Genomic DNA, 17,366 nt, shown 5'->3' with positions numbered 1-17,366 from the left:
AGGTTGCCGCGGGGTCAGAGGTTGCCGCGGGGTCAGAGGTTCTTGTAGCGGCCGTCGTGGTAGAGCAGCGGCGAGCCGTCCGCGGGGGTGCCGAGGGCCGTCACCTGGCCGAGCACGATCGAGTGGTCGCCGCCGTCGTACACCGCCGTCGTGGCGACCTCGACCGTGGCCAGGGCGCCCGTGAACAGGGCCACGCCCGACTCCCCGCGATGGTGCTCCCACCGGGCCAGTTGCCCGTTCAGCGGACGGCCGCGGTGGGCGAAGAAGCGGGAGGCGTCCTCCATCGAGGCGTGCAGCACCGACACGCCCCACACCCCGGCCTCGATCACGGCGTCGTGGAAACGGGCCACCTTCTCGGCGCAGAAGAGCACGAGCAGGGGGTCGAGGGACACCGACGTGAAGGAGTTGACGGTCATCGCGTGGTCCACGCCGCCGAGCCGGGTCGTGACGATCGCGACTCCCGTGGCGAAGCGGCCGACGACCTTACGGTAGTTTCCCGGGTCCACATGCCGCTCTATGGAATGCACGACGTTACTTTATGCCTCTACGTCGGATTCTTTGGAGGTGGGTATCCCCGCAACAACCACGAACCCCCACCGGATGAGGGCGAGCACATGAACGCCACCACGAGAGCCAGCAAACCGCCATACAGGTAGACGTACCCCGCCGCACCCTGAGAGATCACCAGATCTCCGGCATTGAGTTCGAGCGTGAACGGCATCGTCACCAGCAGCCAGCCGAGCCCGACCGCGAACGCGGCGAGCTTCGTCCGCATGAGCCTGGCCGCCCCCAGCGGGAGGAGGAACAGCGCGAGCACCCACCCGATCGCCACCCACGGAACGCCGCCCTGCTGGTCGAGCGCATGCGTGAACCCGCCCACGACGCCGAGCACGACACCCAGCACGAACAGCATGCCGTACGCCGCCCCGCCCAGCGCCGACTCCGCCTGGCTGCGATGTTCCATGGGGAACGAGGTTAGTGGATGCCCGCGAAGAGATCGTTCTCGCGGTTGTGCGGCTCGCCGAGCCCCCCGGCGTCGACCGGCGGCCCGGGCACCGGCCGGCCGGGCACGCCGATGGCCAGAATGAAGTGCTCCACGCCGAGCACCTCCTGCCCGATGTTGTTGGACAGGGCGTACCACGGGCCGTCGACGGTGATCTGGGTGGCGTGGGCGCGCATGGCCTCCCGCTTGTTGCCGACCCAGGGGCGGGCGTCGATCTCGGTGGTGATGTCCTCGTCGGGGCTGCCGAAGGGGATGTCGTCGACGTCCTCGACGAGGAAGCCGGTGCCGGAGCCGGGCAGCGCCTCGGCCGTGCGCCGCATGACGGACCTGGGCACGGCCGTGTGGTAGAACTTCGCGATCTGCCACGGCTCGTCCTGGCGCGGGGCGGGCCGGCCGCCCGGGACGTAGTCGGGTTTGGCGGCCAGCTCGAAGGCCCGGCGGGCCACCCGGTGGGCCTGGATGTGGTCGGGGTGGCCGTAGAAGCCGTTGGCGTCGTAGGTCACCAGCACCTGTGGGCGCACCTCGCGGATGACCTTGACCAGCTCGCCGGCCGCCTCGTCGAGGTCGGCCTGCCAGAAGGCGTTGGGCCGGTCGTTGGTGGCGACGCCCATCATGCCGGAGTCGCGCCAGCGTCCGGGCGAGCCGAGGAAGCGGTGGTCCTCGACGCCGAGCGCCTGGCAGGCCGCCGCCAGCTCCCCGATCCGGTACGGCCCGAGCAGGTCGTCGCGGTCGGCCGCCAGGTGGGCGAGGTCGGCGGGGATGACCTCCCCCTCCTCTCCCAGCGTGCAGGTCACCAGCGTGACGTGGGCGCCTTCCGCGACGTATTTGGCCATGGTCGCGCCGGTGCCGATCGACTCGTCGTCCGGATGGGCGTGCACGAGCAGGAGGCGGCGATCAGTCATAGTCATGAGCGTAACAATGGCTGGATACTGGCAGGATTGAGCCCATGAGTGAGAGCTTCCCGCGACTGTCGGCACGGACCCGCCGGTTCACCCTGGGAGTGCCCAGGGGGTTCACGATCTCCCCCGACGGCGGACGAGTGGTCTTCCTGCGGACGAGGTCCGGCACCGACCCGGTCACCTGCCTGTGGGAGCTCGACACCGAAACCCACGTCGAACGCCTGGTGGTCGATCCCCGCACCCTCCACGCCGACGACGAGGACCTGCCGCCGGAGGAGCGCGCGCGGCGCGAGCGCAGCCGCGAGGCGGCCGGCGGCGTGGTGGCCTACGGCGCCGACGCCGCGCTGACCAGGGCGGCCTTCGCCCTGTCCGGCGCTCTCTACGTCGTCGAGCTGGGCAGCGGCGAGACCCGCAAGTTGGAGACGCCGGGCGCGGTCATCGACCCCCGGCTGTCCCCCGACGGGCGGCAGGTCGCCTACGTCACCGGCGGCGCCCTGCACGTCCAGGACCTCGACTCGGGGCGCGGCGAGGTGCTCGCCACGCCGGAGTCGCCGACCGTCACCTACGGCCTGGCCGAGTTCATCGCCGCCGAGGAGATGGACCGCATGCGCGGCTACTGGTGGTCGCCGTCGGGCGACGCGCTGCTGGTCGAGCGGGCCGACGAGGAGCCGGTCGGCACCTGGTACATCGCCGACCCGGCCAACCCCTCCCGTCCGGCCGTCGCCCAGCGTTACCCGGCGGCCGGCACGCCCAACGCCCGCACCGAGCTGTTCGTGCTCGGGCTCGACGGGTCGCGGGTGGCGGTGCCGTTCGAGGAGGAGTACCTCACGACGGCCGCCTGGGACGACCACGCGCTGTCGATCGTGACGATGACGCGCGACCAGAAGACGCTGCGGCTGTTCTCCGTCGATCCGGCGACCGGCGTGTCCACGCTGGTCCGCGAGGACACCGACCCGGCCTGGGTGGACATCGTCACCGGCGTGCCGGCGCACCTCGACGACGGCTCGCTGGTGTGGGTGGCCACGTCGGAGGGCGGCCACCGGCTGTTCGTCGGCGACCGCGCGGTCACGCCGCCCACCCTCCAGGTGCGGTCGGTGCTCGACGTCGACCACGACAGCGTGTTGTTCAGCGCCAGCGGCGGCGACCCGACCGACATCCACCTGTGGACCTGGGACGGCCACTCGCTGCTGCCGGTCTCGACCCGGTCCGGGGTGTTCTCGGGGCGGATGTCCGGCGGCGTCGGCGTGTTGTCGGAGCAGAGTCTCGACGCCGAGGGCGTCTCGACCACGGTGGTGCGGCGCGACGGCATGGCGGTCCCGATCCCGTCGTACGCCGAGCGTCCGGGGCTCGACCTGCGGGTGTCGCTGGGGCGTTCGGGCCGCCGGGAGCTGGCCACGGCCGTGGTGCTGCCGTCCTGGTACGAGCAGGGCTCGGGCCGGCTGCCGGTCCTGATGGACCCGTACGGCGGCCCGCACGCGCAGCGGGTGCTCAACCGGCGCGGCGCGTTCCTGGAGAGCCAGTGGTTCGCCGAGCAGGGCTTCGCCGTGATCGTGGCCGACGGCCGCGGCACGCCGGGCCGCGGTCCGGCGTTCGAGCGGGCGGTGCTGGGCGACCTGGCGACCCCGGCGCTGGAGGACCAGATCGACGCCCTGCAGGGCGTGGCCGAGCAGTACCCCGACGACCTCGACCTGTCGAGGGTGGCCATCCGCGGCTGGTCGTTCGGCGGCTTCCTGGCCGCGCTCGCCGTGTTGCGGCGTCCCGACGTCTTCCACGCGGCGGTGGCCGGCGCGCCGGTGACCGACTGGCGGCTGTACGACACCTGCTACACCGAGCGCTACCTGGGCCACCCCGACGAGCAGCCCGAGGTCTACGACAACTCCTCGCTGTTCGCCGACGCGCCCAAGCTCGAACGCCCGCTGCTCCTGGTCCACGGCCTGGCCGACGACAACGTGGTGGCCGCCCACACGCTGCGCCTGTCCTCGGCGCTGCTCGCGGCCGGCCGCCAGCACAGCGTGCTGCCGCTGTCGGGCGTGACGCACATGACGCCCCAGGAGGTCGTGGCCGAGAACCTGCTCCTGCTCCAGGTCGACTTCCTGAAGAAGGCGCTGGGCTAGGCGGTCCGCAGGGCGTCGAGCAGTCTCGACGCGCCCAGGCCGATCAGCACGACCAGCCCCATGACCAGCAGGAACACCCACAGGGGGGCGCCGAGGTAGGCGAGCAGGCCCTGCGCCACGGCCAGGATCAGCACGCCGAGCACGGTGCCCGCCACGCCGGCGCGCTCGCCGTACGGACTGGTGCCGCCCAGGAGGACGGCGGCGAGCGCGAACACGGTGCTGTAGAGCCCCTGGTCGCCCTGGGGCGCCGCGCCGAGGCGCAGGAGCAGCGCGATGCCGCCCGCGGCGGCAAGCATGCTCGACCCGGCGAGGCCGAGCACCGCGCCGGGCCATCCGGCGCCGAGCTCCTTGCGCACCTCCTGCCGGTTCCACAGCAGGCCGCCGGCGATCGAGACGACCGCGAACACGGCGAACCCCAGCGGGCCGGGATAGAGCGCGGCGGTCTCCAGCGGGATCGTCCCGTCGCCGAGCAGCGCGATGGCCACGGCCTCGCACACGACGGCGGCGCCGAGCGTGACGGCCCAGGCCGGGGCCGTCAGCAGCATCGTGAACATGCTCATGGCGGCCCCCAGGAGCCCGGCGAGCACGAGCGCGAGCAGCATCGCCAGCGGCAGCGGCAGCCCGGCGCCCGCCGTGGACGCCACGAAGGCGCCGCTCGCGGCGGCGACCGCGCCCACGGCGAGATTGGGCGTGCCGGTGCGCAGCGACAGGCCGAACCCCATGACGATCAGGCCGAGCTGCCCGGCGTGGGCGAGGATGTCGAGCAGGCGGTCACTGACCGTAGTGATCAGGACGAGTGCCAGGCCCAGCAGGGCGAGGAGTCCGAGCACGCCTTCCCAGGCGCGCTGCCAGGTGCTCACTCCGACGATGCTGACAGCGCCGGACGATCATCGCAACCCCCGCCGGCGCTACCGCGGCGCCGCCCGCTCCAGCAGGCCCTGGAGCACGGACTGCTCGTCGGGCGTGAGCGCGGCCAGCGGCGAGCCCTCGGTCAGCAGGCCCAGCAGGCGCTCCCGCAGGCCGGCGCCCTCCTGGGTGAGCATGAGCAGCTTGGCCCGCCGGTCGCTGGGATGCGGGCGGCGCTCCACGACGCCCTGCTGTTCCAGCCGGTCGATGACGAACGTGGCGTTGGAGGGCTCGCAGCCCATGCGCCCCGCCAGGTCGCTCATGGTCATCGGGCCGGTCAGCTCGCGCAGCGCCACCGCCTGGGCGGCGGTGAGGTCGAGCGCGGCCGCGCGTTCCCTGACGTGCCCCTCGATCTGCCTGGCGAGCGCGCCCACCAGGCCGCAGAGGTTCCGCTCGGCCGCGGCCCGCGCTTCGGCTTCGGACGTTGTCATACCGCAAAACTACCTCAAGCTTGGATGTTTGCAACTTGAAAGGTTCTAGCTATAAGTTTCCGCCATGAGCACATCTGAGAGCCTTCGCCTGCGCCGCCCGTCCACCCTTCGCTCGCTGCAGGTGGGCGACCTCAAGGTCACGTTCGTGCCCGACGGGAGCGTGCGGCTCAAGCCGTACGGCTGGCTGCCGGGCACGACCGAGCGCGACTGGGCCGAGCACGCCGACCACCTGGACGAGACCGGCAACCTCGTGGCCGGCATCGGCGGCCTGCTGGTGGAGGCGGGCGAGCGGGCCCTGCTGATCGACGCGGGGGTGGGCCCCGTGCACCAGCCGGACGACCCGGCCGACCCGCTGATCGGCGAGCTGCGCGGCGGCGACCTGCTGGACAACCTCGCCCGGCTGGGCCGCCGTCCCGAGGACGTCGAAGCGGTGGCCTTCACCCACCTGCACATCGACCACATCGGCTGGGCCTGGCACCCGGCCGCCGGCGGGCCCGCGTTCCCGTCCGCCGAGTACCTGTTCGCCGAGCCCGAATGGGCCGAGCGCCACCGGACGCTCGACTTCGGCACGCCGGAGGAGGCCCTGACGGCCATGGCCCCCCGGGTCAGGACGTTCGGCGACGGCGAGGAGATCTTCCCCGGCGTGCGGGCCACGTTCGCGCCCGGTCACACCGCCGGGCACACCGCCTACACGATCACCTCGGGGGGGCAGCGGCTGCTGGCCTTCGGCGACGCCCTGCACTCCCCCGTGCAGGTGCGCCGTCCCGAGTGGCCGGCCGGCTCCGACCTGGACCGCGTGGAGTCGACCGTGCACCGGCGGCGGCTGGTCGAGGAGCTGCTGCGGCCGGACACGATCGGCTTCGGCATCCACTTCGCCGACGTGGTCTTCGGCCGCGCGCGGGACACGGCCGAAGGACCGGTCTGGGAGCCCGTGGCCTAGGGAGTGGCGGCGGGGGTGCCGTGCCAGCTCGCCCACAGGGCCGCGTACGAGCCGCCCTCGGCGACCAGCTCCTCGTGCGGGCCCAGCTCGGTGATCCGGCCGTCCTCCACGACGGCCACCCGGTCGGCGTCGTGCGCGGTGTAGAGCCGGTGGGCGATGGCGATCACCGTACGGCCCTCCAGGACGGCGGCCAGCGAGCGTTCCAGGTGGCGCGCGGCCCGCGGATCGATCAGCGAGGTGGCCTCGTCGAGCACCAGCGTGTGCGGGTCGGCCAGGACCAGCCGGGCCAGCGCGAGCTGCTGGGCCTGCGCGGGCGGCACGGCGGTGCCGCCGGACCCGACCTCGGTCTCCAGCCCCTCGGGCAGCGTCTGCACCCAGTCGAGCGCGTCGACGGCGGCCAGCGCCGCGCGCACCGCCGCGTCGTCCGCGCCGGGGCGGGCGATCAGCAGGTTGTCGCGGACGGTGCCCTTGAACACGTGGTGCTCCTGGGTGACCAGCGCGACGTGCCCGCGCAGGTCGTCGAGCGGCAGGTCGACCAGCGGCACGCCGCCCACGCTGACCTCGCCGGTGCGCGGCCCGTGGATGCCGGCCAGCAGCCGCCCGAGCGTGGACTTGCCGGCCCCCGACGGGCCGACCATGGCCAGCCGCTCGCCCGGCTCGACGGTCAGCGACACGCCGTGCAGCACGTCGCGGCCCTCGCGGTAGGCGTACCTGACGTCGTCGGCGCGCAGCAGCTCGCCGGCCGGGCGGGCGGCGGTGGGCCGGCGGTCGTCGGGCACGTTGGCCACGCCGAGCAGCCGGGCCATGGCCGCGCCGCCCACCTGGAGCTCGTCGATCCACATGAGGAAGCGGTCGAGCGGGTCGATGAGCTGCTGGGCGTAGACCAGGGCGGCGGTGACCTGCTGGACCGTCACCCAGTCGTTGGTGTAGAACAGGCCGCCGACCAGGAGCGTGGAGACCACCGGGATGACGTAGCCGAGCTCGACCGCGGGGAACCAGAGCGTCCGCAGGCCCAGGGTGTAGCGCTCGGCGGCGTAGGAGCGGCGGATGTCGCCGTCGGTGCGCTCGCGCCGGCGTTCCTGGAGGCCGAGCGCCTCCACGGCCCGCGCGCCCTCGACGGTCTCGGCCAGGCCCTCGGTCATGTCGGCGTACGCGGCGTTCTCGCGCAGGTAGCCGTCGCGCGCCCGCTTGAGGTACCAGCGGGTCGCGAACCAGATCAGCGGGCCGGCGACCAGCATCGGCAGCATGAGCTGCGGGCTGACCAGCACCAGCGCGCCCATGGTGATCACGAAGGTGACCAGCGCGATGAGCGTCTCCGGCACGGCGTGCCGGACGGTCCTGGACAACGAGTCGACGTCGCGGGAGGTACGGGTGATCAGGTCGCCGGCGCCCGCCCGCTCGACCGTGGACAGCGGCAGGCCGAGCACCCGGTCGACGAACTCCTCGCGCAGCTCGGCCAGCACCTTCTCGCCCAGCCTGGCCGAGGCCAGCACGGCGAAGCGGACCAGCAGGCCCTGGAGGAACAGGAACGCCCCGATGACGACGGCCACGAGCAGCCCGTCGACCTCGCCGCCGTCCTGGACGGTCTGGACCAGGCTGCCGAGCTGCCACGGCACGACGAGCCCGGCGACGGCGGCCAGGCCGTGCAGGGCCAGGGCGACGATGAGCTGCCGCGGGTACTTCAGCGTCAGCCTGCGCGCGTAGGCGCGCACCTGTCTCCGGTCGGCGACCGGCAGGATCTCGCGGGCCACGGTCAGCCCTCCCCTCGGGTCACGGTCGCGGCGTACTCGGGGGACGCGTCCAGCAGGTGCCGGTGTGTCCCCTCGGCCAGCACCCGGCCGTCGGCCACGTAGACCACGTGGTCGGCCCGGTCGAGCACCAGCGGGCTGGTCGTGCAGATCATGGTGGTGCGGCCGGCGCGCGCCTTGGCCAGCCGCTCGGCGATGCGGGCCTCGCTGTGGGCGTCGACGGCGCTGGTGGGCTCGACCAGGATGAGCACCTCGGGGTCGGCGACCAGGGCCCGCGCCAGGCGCAGCCGCTGCTGCTGGCCGCCGGAGAACTCGCGCCCGGCCTCGGACACCTGGGCGTCGAGGCCGTCGGGCAGCGCCTCGACGATGTCCTCGGCGCAGGCGGCGTGCAGGGCCGCGCGCACGTCCTCGTCGGTGGCCGCGTCGCGGACGTCGAGCTCGTTCCTGAGCGTGCCGGTGAACAGGCGGGCGTCGTTGCCGGCGACCAGGATGCGCGCGCGGATCTCGGCCATGGGCAGCGCGGCCAGCTCGACGGCGCCGAAGGTGACGTCGCCCGGCGCGTACCGGCCGAGGCGGTCGGCGATGGCGGCGGCCTCCTCGGGCGCGTCGGCCGCGACCGCGGTGAGCGTGCCGGGCTGGAGGGTGACGCCGCTGTAGCAGTCGCGCAGCACGCCGCCGGCGCTGGTCTCGGTGCCGCCGGCGACCTCGGGCTCGATCGCCAGGATGCGGATGACGCGGCGGGCCGCGACGTGGCCCTTGGTGAGCTTGTCAGCGGCCTCGGTCAAGGTGCGCAGCGGGCCGATGAGGAAGGCGGCGTAGCCGTAGAGCGCGACGAGGTCGCCGGTGCTGATCTCGCCGCCGACCGCGAACGTGGCGCCGATGCCGGTGACGACCGCGATGAGCAGGCCGGGCAGCAGGATCTGGGCGCCTTCGAGCAGCGACTCGACCCGGGCCACGCCCACTCCGGCGTGCCGCACGCGCTGGGACTCCTCGCCGTAGCGGCCGGCGAACACCTGCTCGCCGCCGATGCCGCGGAGCACCCGCAGGCCGGCCACGATGTCGGCGGCCCTGGTGGACAGCTCGCCGGTCAGCTCGCGCTGCCGCTTCTGCCGCCGGTGCAGCGGCTTGAGCAGCGGCGAGACGGCGACCGCCATGAGCGGCACGCCGAACAGCACGAGCAGCCCGAGCGGGACCGACGTCGTCAGCAGGATGACGGTGACCGCGACGATGGCCACCACGGACCCGGTGCCGCGCAGCAGGATGTCCATGGAGCTGCCGATGTGGGCGATGTCGGAGTTGCCGACGCTGACGACCTCGCCGGTCGAGACCTTCTTGGGCAGCGTGGCCCCGAGCCTGGCGGCCTGCCGCGCGGTCACCTGGACGGTGCGGTAGGCCGCCGACAACCAGTTGAACACCGCCATCCGGTGCCGCATGATCCCGGTGAACGCCTGCAGCAGCCCCAGCCCGAGCAGGATCGACGCCCAGGTCAGCAGCGCGCGGGTGTCCTTGGCGGTGACCGCGTCGATGCCCTTGCCGAGCACCGCGGGCACGAGCGCCTGCACCAGCCACCACAGGGTGGCGAAGCCGATGCCCGCCAGCAGGGAACGCGACTGACGCCGCGCGTTCCACCACAGGTAGCGGAGCGGGCTGCGGATGTCGGGCAGGCCGGGATCGGCCTCAGGAAGGGAGCGCATGACCTGACAAGGTTGACAAGCCGGCGCCCGGCCCGGCAAACGGTTTTTCGCCTGGCTAACGATCGGGCACGTGCCGGAACGTGCGCACGGTGTAGAGCAACGTGACCAGGGCGGTCAGCGCGAGCAGCAGGTAGCCCACGGTGTACGACCCGGACGCGCCGTAGACGGCCCCCATCACCAGCGGCGGGAAGTACCCGCCGAGCCCGCCGGCCGCGCCCACGAGCCCCGTCACCGTCCCGACCTTCGACGCCTCGACGAGCTCGGCCACCAGGGCGAAGACGCCGCCCGTGCCGAGCCCGAGGAAGAAGGCGATGAGCACGAAGCAGGCCCCGGCGGGCACCTCGGCGGGCGGCCGGAACGACAGCGCGACCGCCATCACGACCGTCCCGGCCAGCGAGATGAGCAGCACCCTGACCGGCCCGATCCGGTCGGACAACGTGCCGCCGATCGGCCGGGCGGCGACGGCGGCGATCGAGAAGCCGGCCGTGCGCAGCCCGGCGCCCGTCTGGGCGAAGTGGTAGACGTTCTGCAGCAGGGTCGGCAGGTACGTCGAGAACGCCACGAACCCGCCGAAGGTGACGGCGTACAGGAAGGCGCACTGCCAGGTGGCCCTGAGCTTCGTCGCCTCGCGCATCCTGGGCAGGGCCGGGGCGGTGGCGGGCGACCAGGCGGGCGAGTCGCGGCTGCCGCCGATCATGATCACGCCCATCAGGGCGAGCACCGCGGCCATGAGGAGGTGGGTCGCGAACCGGCCGAACTCCTCCACCAGGCGGGGGGTGAAGAACGCCGACAGCGCGGTGCCGCCCATGCCGGCGCCGAACACGCCGGTGGCGAACCCTCTGCGGGCGGGCTCGTACCAGGCGTTGACGAACGGGATGCCGATGGCGAACGACGTGCCGGGGACGCCCAGCAGGAACCCCCAGAACAGCAGCCACCCGTACGACTCGGACCAGCCCACGAACAGGACGGGCACGATCGACACGAAGCAGATGACCGCGAACATGCGCCGCCCGCCGAGCCGGTCGGCCAGCACGCCCACCGGGATGCGCCCGAGCGAGCCGACCAGCACCGGGATCGCGACCAGCAGCGAGGTCTGTGTCGCGGACAGGTGCAGCTGCCTGCTGTAACTGCCCGACAGGGGGCCGATGAGGTTCCAGGCCCAGAACGTCACGGCGAAGGCCGCCGTGGCCAGCGCCAGGTTCCGCACCTGACCTTTACGAAGCACAGACATACACCCTGTGTAACAGAGGGTCACCTTCTGTGATGAAGTGGGGGTATGAGCGCCGAGGATCTCCTGCTGAAGACCGGTCGGTTCCTCCGCAGATCGGCCACCAGCGGTGACCTGCGGACTCTCTATCTGAAAGGCGGCACGGAAGGCGACGCCTTCTACCGCGACCGGTGGAGCCACGACAAGGTGGTGCGCTCGACGCACGGCGTGAACTGCACCGGTTCGTGCTCGTGGAAGGTGTTCGTCAAGGACGGCATCATCACCTGGGAGACGCAGGAGACCGACTATCCGGGCGTGGGCCCCGACCGGCCGGAGTACGAGCCGCGCGGCTGCCCGCGCGGGGCGGCGTTCTCCTGGTACACCTACTCGCCGACGCGGATCCGCTACCCGTACGCGCGGGGCGTGCTGGTGCAGCTCTACCTGGAGGCGCGGGAGCGGCTGGGCGACCCGGTGGCCGCCTGGGCCGAGGTCACCACCGATCCGGAGAAGCGGGCGAGCTACCAGGGCGCGCGCGGCCGGGGCGGGCTCGTCCGGGTGAGCTGGGACCTGGCCGTCGAGATGATCGCCGCGGCGCACGTGCACACCATCCAGGCGTACGGGCCGGACCGGGTCGCGGGGTTCTCCCCCATCCCGGCGATGTCGATGGTCTCCCACGCCGTCGGCTCCCGGTTCGTGTCGCTGATCGGCGGCACGATGCTCTCCTTCTACGACTGGTACGCCGACCTGCCGGTGGCCTCGCCGCAGGTGTTCGGCGACCAGACCGACGTCCCGGAGTCGGCCGACTGGTGGGACGCCGCGTACCTGATGATGTGGGGCTCCAACGTCCCGGTCACCCGCACGCCGGACGCCCACTGGATGGCCGAGGCGCGCTACCGGGGCCAGAAGGTCGTGGTGGTCTCGCCCGACTACAGCGACGCGGCCAAGTTCGCCGACGAGTTCCTGAGCGTGCGTCCCGGCACGGACGGCGCCCTGGCCATGGCCATGGGCCACGTGCTGCTCAAGGAGTTCTTCGTCGACCGCGAGGTGCCCTACTTCACCGGCTACGTCAAGCGCTGCACCGACCTGCCCTTCCTGGTCACGCTGCGCGAGCACGAGGACGCGTACGTGCCGGACAAGTTCCTCACGGCCAAGGACCTGGGCTCGGCGGAGGAGGCGGCCGAGTGGAAGACCGTGCTCATGGCCGCGTCCGGCGAGCCGGTGGTCCCGAACGGCTCGGTCGGCTTCCGCTGGACCGACTCCGGCGAGGGCCGCTGGAACCTCGACCTGGACGTCGACCCGAAGCTCACCCTGTACGGCGGCGAGTGCGTCCAGCTCCTGCTGCCGCGCTTCGACGGCGAGGGCGCCCTGCGCCGGGGCGTGCCGGTCGCCCGCGTCGGCGGACGGCTGGTGACGACGGTGTTCGACCTGCTGCTCGCCCAGTACGGCGTCCCCAGGCCGGGCCTGCCGGGCGTCTGGCCGGGCGGGTACGACGACGCGGCCGAGCCGTACACGCCGGGCTGGCAGGAGCCGGTCACCGGCGTCCCGGCCGAGCGGGTGGTCAAGATCACCCGCGAGTTCGCCAGGACGGCGGAGACCACCCGCGGCCGCTGCATGATCATCATGGGCGCGGGCGCCACCCAGTGGTTCCACGGCGACACCATCTACCGGGCGTTCCTGTCGCTGCTGCTGCTGACCGGCTGCCAGGGGCGCAACGGCGGCGGCTGGGCCCACTACGTCGGCCAGGAGAAGTGCCGCCCGCAGAGCGGCTGGGCGGTGCTGGCCGGCGCGCTCGACTGGTCGCGCCCGCCGCGGCAGGCGCCCGGCACGCCGTACTGGTACCTGCACACCGACCAGTGGCGGTACGACCGGTTCGACGCCGGCGCGCTGACCTCGCCGCTCGGCCCCGGCGCGTTCCGCGGCAGGCACACGGCCGACCTGGTGGCCGAGGCCGTGCGCAACGGCTGGATGCCGATGTCGCCCGCCTTCGACCGCAACCCGCTGGAGCTGGGCGAGCACGAGGACCCCGTGGCGTACACGCTGGAGGAGCTGCGGCAGGGCAGGCTCCGGCACGCCGCCGAGGACCCCGACGACCCGGCCAACTGGCCGCGGGTGCTGACCCTGTGGCGGTCGAACCTGCTCGGCTCGTCGGCCAAGGGCAACGAGTACTTCCTGCACCACCTGCTCGGCGCCACGTCCAACCTGGAACACCCCGACCCCGAGGCGCCGAGGGGCAAGCTGGATCTGCTGCTCACGCTCGACTTCCGGATGACGTCCTCGACGGTCTACTCCGACATCGTGCTGCCCGCCGCCACCTGGTACGAGAAGTACGACCTGTCCTCGACGGACATGCACCCGTTCGTGCACGCGTTCAACCCGGCCATCTCGCCGCCCTGGGAGACCAGGACGGACTTCGCCGCCTTCCACGCCATCGCCAGGGCCTTCAGCGCGCTGGCCAAGGAGCGGCTGGGGGTGCGCAGGGACGTCGTGGTGGTCCCGTACCAGCACGACACGCCGGGCGAGACCGGGCAGCCGGGCGGGCGCGCGCCCGGCGCGCCGGAGCCGACGCTGAAGGTGGTCGAGCGCGACTACGGCGCGGTCGCGGAGCAGCTGGCCGCGCTCGGCCCGCTCACCGAGCGGCTCGGCCTCCAGGTCAAGGGCGTGACCTTCATGCCGGACGAGGAGGTCGCCTGGCTCGGCCAGCGCTGCGGCCTGGTGCCGCGCGGCGTGGCGAAGGGCCGTCCCGAGCTGGACACCGACGCCAAGGCGTGCGAGACGATCCTCGCGCTGTCCGGGGTGAGCAACGGCAGGCTGGCCGCCCAGGGTTTCCGCCAGCTCGCCCGGCGCACCGGCCGCAGCTTCGACGACCTGATGGACGAGGGCCACCGCATCGTCTTCGCCGACACGCAGGCCCGGCCCACGCACGTCGCGGCCAGCCCGGAGTGGTCGGGCAAGGAGGCGCACGACCGCCGCTACTCGCCGTTCACGATCAACGTCGAGAACGGCAAGCCCTGGCACACGCTCACCGGCCGCATGCACTTCTTCCTCGACCACGACTGGATGCACGAGTACGGCGAGGCCCTGCCGGTCTACCGGCCGCCGCTGGACATGGCCGAGCTCTTCGGCGAGAGCGCCACCCTGCGCTACCTGACCCCGCACTCCAAATGGTCGATCCACTCCGAGTACCAGGACAACCTGCTCATGTTGTCGCTGTCGCGCGGCGGCCCGACCATCTGGATGTCCACCGAGGACGCGACCCGGCTCGGCATCGCCGACAACGACTGGATCGAGGCGGTCAACCGCAACGGCGTCGTGGTGGCCCGGGCCATCGTGTCCCACCGCATGCCGAAGGGCACGGTCTACATGTTCCACGCCCAGGACCGGCTGATCGACGTGCCGAAGTCGGAGGAGACCGGCCGCCGCGGCGGCATCCACAACGCACTGACCAGGGTACTGATCAAGCCTACGCACATGATCGGCGGCTACGCCCAGCTCTCGTACGCCTTCAACTACCTCGGCCCCACGGGCAACCAGCGGGACGAGGTCACCACCATTCGCCGCAGGTCGCAGGAGGTGCGCTACTGATGAAGATCATGGCTCAGATCGCCATGGTGATGAACCTGGACAAGTGCATCGGCTGTCACACCTGTTCCGTCACCTGCAAACAGACCTGGACGAACCGTCCCGGCGTCGAGTACGTCTGGTTCAACAACGTCGAGACCCGCCCCGGCCAGGGCTACCCCCGCCGGTACGAGGACCAGGAACGCTGGCGGGGCGGCTGGAAGCTCGACCGCAGGGGCCGCCTGACACTCCGCGCCGGAGGCCGCTTCCGCAAGCTGGCCACCATCTTCGCCAACCCGCTCATGCCCTCCATCCAGGACTACTACGAGCCCTGGACCTACGACTACGAGAACCTGACCCGCGCCCCGCTCTCCGACGACGTCCCGGTGGCGCCGCCGAGGTCGCTGATCAGCAACGAGCCCATGAAGATCCGCTGGAGCGCCAACTGGGACGACAACCTGGGCGGCGACCCGTCCCCCGACCCGGTGCTGGGCAAGGTGTCGGAGCAGGTCAGGCTGGACTTCGAGCAGGCGTTCATGTTCTACCTGCCGCGCATCTGCGAGCACTGCCTGAACCCGTCCTGCGTGGCCTCGTGCCCGTCGGGGGCCATGTACAAGCGGGCCGAGGACGGGATCGTCCTGGTGGACCAGGACAGCTGCCGGGGCTGGCGGATGTGCGTGACGGGGTGCCCGTACAAGAAGGTCTACTTCAACCACCGGACCGGCAAGGCCGAGAAGTGCACGTTCTGCTATCCGCGGGTCGAGGTGGGGCTGCCGACGGTGTGCTCGGAGACCTGCGTGGGCCGCCTGCGCTACCTCGGGGTGCTGCTCTACGACGCCGACCGGGTGAGCCAGGCCGCCTCGGTGGCCGACGAGCGTGACCTGTACGAGGCCCAGCTCGGCGTCTTCGTCGACCCCGACGATCCGGCCGTGGCCACGGCGGGGCTGCCGGCCGACTGGATCGAGGCGGCCCGCAGATCCCCGGTCTACGACCTGATCATGAAATATCGCATAGCGCTCCCCTTGCACCCGGAGTACCGGACGTTGCCGATGGTCTGGTACGTCCCGCCGCTCTCCCCCGTCGTGGACGCCCTGGCGAACACCGGGCACGACGGCGAGGACGCGGACAACCTGTTCGCCGCCATCGAGTCGCTGCGCATCCCCGTGGAGTACCTGGCCGAGCTGTTCACCGCGGGCGATCCCGTGCCGGTGACGGCCGCGCTGCGCCGGCTGGCCGCGATGCGCTCGTACATGCGGGGGGTCAACCTGGGGCAGGAGCCGGTCCTGCCGGACACCGGCCTGACCGAGGACGACATCAGGGCCATGTACCGCCTGCTGGCCCTGGCCAAGTACGAGGAGCGGTACGTGATCCCGACCGCGTACGGCAACGTGCCCGGCGTGGTCGAGGAGGCCGGCTGCAGCCTCGACTACTACGGCGGCCCCGGCATGCAGGCCCCCTTCGGGGAGGCGTCGGGCAGGCCGCTGCCGGTCTCCGTCGAGTCCTTCCACGGGCTCAAGGACCGCCAGACCAGCGACGAGATCACCCACGACCGGGTGAACCTCCTCAACTGGGACGGCCGGGGCGTCCCAGCAGGACTCTTCCCCCCGAAAAAGGGGAAATCATGAACAAGGCCGTGATCTGGCAGGCCGCCGCGCACCTGCTCGCCTACCCCGACGAACGTTTCCACCGCCGCCTGCCGCTGATCAGGCAGGCCGCCGAGCCGCACTTCGCGGCGTTCCTGGCGCGGATCGCGGACCTGGACGCGGGCGACCTGGCCGCGCACTACGTCGACACGTTCGACCTGCACCGGCGCTGCTGCCTCTACCTGACCTACTACACCGACGGCGACACCCGCCGCCGCGGCGCGTCCCTGGCCGCGCTCAAGCAGCGTTACCGCGTGGCCGGCTGGGAGCTGATGGACGACGAGCTGCCCGACTTCCTGCCGGTCGTGCTGGAGTTCGCGGCGCTCGACCCGTCCGGCGTGGCGCTGCTGAGGGAGCATCGCGTCGGGCTCGATCTGCTGCTGTCCGCCCTGACCGAGCTGGGCTCGCCGTACGCGGAGGTGATCGGGGTGGTGTGCGCGGCGCTGCCGCCGCCCACGGCCGCCGAACGCGCCGCCGCGCACCGCCTGGCCGCCGGGGGGCCGCCGGCCGAGACCGTGGGAGGGTACCGGTGAGCTGGGGCGAGAGCATGTTGTGGGTGGTCACGCCGTACGTCACCCTGGTGATCTTCATCGGCGGCCTGATCTGGCGGTACCGCTACGACAAGTTCGGCTGGACCACCCGGTCGTCGCAGCTCTACGAGAGCCCGCTGCTGCGCGTGGCCAGCCCGGTGTTCCACTACGGCCTGATCTTCGTGATCATCGGGCACGTGACCGGCCTGCTCGTCCCGCTCTCCTGGACGGACGCGATCGGCGTGTCGAACGAGGCGTACCACGCCAACGCCCTGATCTGGGGCGGCCTGGCCGGGCTGGCCACGCTGGTGGCGCTGGCCCTGCTGGTCTACCGCCGCCGCACGAACGGGCCCGTCTTCCTGGCCACGACGAAGAACGACAAGACCATGTACGTGGTGCTCGCCGCGGCGATCGCGGCCGGGGTGGTGACGACGGTGGCGGGGTTCGTGCCGAGCGAGGTGAGCTACCGCACGACCGTCGCCCCCTGGTTCCGCGGCATCTTCGTGCTCGCCCCGGACGCCACCGCGATGGGGCACGCGAGCGTCCTTTACAAGGTGCACACCGTGATCGGGATGGCGTTGTTCGTGCTTTTCCCGTTCAGCCGCCTCGTGCACGCCCTTTCGGCGCCGATCACCTATTTGTTCCGCCCTTACATCGTGTATCGGGCCCGGTCCCGATAGCGCGCCGCGCCGC

14 protein-coding genes are annotated in these 17,366 nt (G+C 72.2%); 6 read left to right on the top strand and 8 right to left on the bottom strand.

Features of this window, described 5'->3' with window-relative positions; genetic code table 11:
* Window positions 1-32 precede the first annotated feature (32 nt).
* Genes ACFYYW_RS26745 through mshB form a run of 3 tightly spaced genes read right to left on the bottom strand, consistent with a single transcriptional unit; the run spans window position 33 to window position 1,905 of the window.
* The gene (locus ACFYYW_RS26745) at window positions 33-527 is read right to left on the bottom strand and encodes a flavin reductase family protein (protein WP_352325598.1); all 495 of its coding nucleotides are present in this window, start codon (window positions 525-527) and stop codon (window positions 33-35) included.
* Between the two features lie 17 nt (window positions 528-544).
* Entirely contained in the window at window positions 545-964 is a 420-nt protein-coding gene (locus ACFYYW_RS26740) for a DUF6113 family protein (protein WP_352325599.1), read from the bottom strand.
* A gap of 11 nt (window positions 965-975) precedes the next feature.
* Window positions 976-1,905, bottom strand: coding sequence for an N-acetyl-1-D-myo-inositol-2-amino-2-deoxy-alpha-D-glucopyranoside deacetylase (gene mshB / locus ACFYYW_RS26735; protein ID WP_387652457.1), 930 nt, complete (start codon window positions 1,903-1,905; stop codon window positions 976-978).
* A 44-nt stretch (window positions 1,906-1,949) separates the two neighbouring features.
* On the opposite strand from mshB, the gene ACFYYW_RS26730 reads away from it, so the two are divergent.
* A complete protein-coding gene (locus ACFYYW_RS26730; protein ID WP_387652455.1) occupies window positions 1,950-4,016 on the top strand; it encodes a prolyl oligopeptidase family serine peptidase in 2,067 nt (688 codons plus the stop codon).
* Here ACFYYW_RS26730 and ACFYYW_RS26725 read toward each other — a convergent pair.
* Together ACFYYW_RS26725 and ACFYYW_RS26720 are read right to left on the bottom strand one after the other, a co-directional pair.
* Window positions 4,013-4,876 (bottom strand): hypothetical protein, encoded by an 864-nt coding sequence (locus ACFYYW_RS26725; RefSeq protein ID WP_387652453.1) that lies wholly within the window; start codon window positions 4,874-4,876, stop codon window positions 4,013-4,015. The two genes, ACFYYW_RS26730 and ACFYYW_RS26725, sit on opposite strands and share 4 nt — an antisense overlap.
* A 48-nt stretch (window positions 4,877-4,924) precedes the next feature.
* Complete coding sequence (locus ACFYYW_RS26720) at window positions 4,925-5,353, bottom strand: MarR family winged helix-turn-helix transcriptional regulator (RefSeq protein WP_387652451.1); 429 nt, start codon at window positions 5,351-5,353, stop codon at window positions 4,925-4,927.
* Window positions 5,354-5,417: 64 nt separating this feature from the next.
* Between ACFYYW_RS26720 and ACFYYW_RS26715 the strand changes: the two genes are divergently transcribed.
* On the top strand, window positions 5,418-6,293 hold the full coding sequence (locus tag ACFYYW_RS26715) for an MBL fold metallo-hydrolase (RefSeq protein WP_387652449.1): 876 nt from the start codon (window positions 5,418-5,420) through the stop codon (window positions 6,291-6,293).
* On the opposite strand, the gene ACFYYW_RS26710 is transcribed toward ACFYYW_RS26715, so the two are convergent.
* From ACFYYW_RS26710 to ACFYYW_RS26700, 3 genes are read right to left on the bottom strand one after another with little or no spacing between them, the layout of a single operon-like run.
* Entirely contained in the window at window positions 6,290-8,044 is a 1,755-nt protein-coding gene (locus ACFYYW_RS26710; RefSeq protein WP_387652447.1) for an ABC transporter ATP-binding protein, read from the bottom strand. The genes ACFYYW_RS26715 and ACFYYW_RS26710 overlap by 4 nt on opposite strands.
* A 2-nt stretch (window positions 8,045-8,046) precedes the next feature.
* Window positions 8,047-9,735 carry an ABC transporter ATP-binding protein gene (locus tag ACFYYW_RS26705; RefSeq protein ID WP_387652445.1) on the bottom strand — a complete coding sequence of 563 codons (1,689 nt, stop codon included), beginning with the start codon at window positions 9,733-9,735 and terminating at the stop codon, window positions 8,047-8,049.
* Between the two features lie 55 nt (window positions 9,736-9,790).
* On the bottom strand, window positions 9,791-10,966 hold the full coding sequence (locus tag ACFYYW_RS26700) for a nitrate/nitrite transporter (RefSeq protein ID WP_387652443.1): 1,176 nt from the start codon (window positions 10,964-10,966) through the stop codon (window positions 9,791-9,793).
* A 45-nt stretch (window positions 10,967-11,011) separates the two neighbouring features.
* Here ACFYYW_RS26700 and ACFYYW_RS26695 point away from each other — a divergent pair, with 45 nt between their 5' ends.
* From ACFYYW_RS26695 to narI, 4 genes are read left to right on the top strand one after another with little or no spacing between them, the layout of a single operon-like run.
* Window positions 11,012-14,524: a nitrate reductase subunit alpha gene (locus ACFYYW_RS26695; RefSeq protein WP_387652441.1), complete on the top strand. Its 3,513-nt coding sequence runs from the start codon at window positions 11,012-11,014 to the stop codon at window positions 14,522-14,524.
* Complete coding sequence (gene narH / locus ACFYYW_RS26690; RefSeq protein WP_387652439.1) at window positions 14,524-16,125, top strand: nitrate reductase subunit beta; 1,602 nt, start codon at window positions 14,524-14,526, stop codon at window positions 16,123-16,125. The genes ACFYYW_RS26695 and narH overlap by 1 nt, the downstream gene beginning before the upstream one ends.
* Window positions 16,122-16,676: a nitrate reductase molybdenum cofactor assembly chaperone gene (narJ, locus tag ACFYYW_RS26685; protein WP_387652437.1), complete on the top strand. Its 555-nt coding sequence runs from the start codon at window positions 16,122-16,124 to the stop codon at window positions 16,674-16,676. The genes narH and narJ overlap by 4 nt, the downstream gene beginning before the upstream one ends.
* Window positions 16,673-17,353 (top strand): respiratory nitrate reductase subunit gamma, encoded by a 681-nt coding sequence (gene narI, locus ACFYYW_RS26680; protein ID WP_387652435.1) that lies wholly within the window; start codon window positions 16,673-16,675, stop codon window positions 17,351-17,353. Before narJ ends, narI begins: the two co-directional genes overlap by 4 nt.
* Window positions 17,354-17,366 lie beyond the last annotated feature (13 nt).

Origin of the sequence: Nonomuraea sp. NPDC001831 (genome assembly GCF_042892035.1) — a bacterium.
GTDB lineage: Bacteria > Actinomycetota > Actinomycetes > Streptosporangiales > Streptosporangiaceae > Nonomuraea.
This window is presented reverse-complemented; position numbering and strand designations above follow the sequence as displayed.

Bases quoted from the DNA above. Each gene is read 5' to 3' on its own strand.
- mshB (WP_387652457.1), bottom strand. From the start codon at position 1,905: ATGACTGATCGCCGCCTCCTGCTCGTGCACGCCCATCCGGACGACGAG.
- narJ (WP_387652437.1), top strand. From the start codon at position 16,122: ATGAACAAGGCCGTGATCTGGCAGGCCGCCGCGCACCTGCTCGCCTAC.
- ACFYYW_RS26740 (WP_352325599.1), bottom strand. From the start codon at position 964: ATGGAACATCGCAGCCAGGCGGAGTCGGCGCTGGGCGGGGCGGCGTAC.
- ACFYYW_RS26700 (WP_387652443.1), bottom strand. From the start codon at position 10,966: ATGTCTGTGCTTCGTAAAGGTCAGGTGCGGAACCTGGCGCTGGCCACG.
- ACFYYW_RS26720 (WP_387652451.1), bottom strand. From the start codon at position 5,353: ATGACAACGTCCGAAGCCGAAGCGCGGGCCGCGGCCGAGCGGAACCTC.
- ACFYYW_RS26695 (WP_387652441.1), top strand. From the start codon at position 11,012: ATGAGCGCCGAGGATCTCCTGCTGAAGACCGGTCGGTTCCTCCGCAGA.
- narH (WP_387652439.1), top strand. From the start codon at position 14,524: ATGAAGATCATGGCTCAGATCGCCATGGTGATGAACCTGGACAAGTGC.
- ACFYYW_RS26730 (WP_387652455.1), top strand. From the start codon at position 1,950: ATGAGTGAGAGCTTCCCGCGACTGTCGGCACGGACCCGCCGGTTCACC.
- ACFYYW_RS26715 (WP_387652449.1), top strand. From the start codon at position 5,418: ATGAGCACATCTGAGAGCCTTCGCCTGCGCCGCCCGTCCACCCTTCGC.
- ACFYYW_RS26705 (WP_387652445.1), bottom strand. From the start codon at position 9,735: ATGCGCTCCCTTCCTGAGGCCGATCCCGGCCTGCCCGACATCCGCAGC.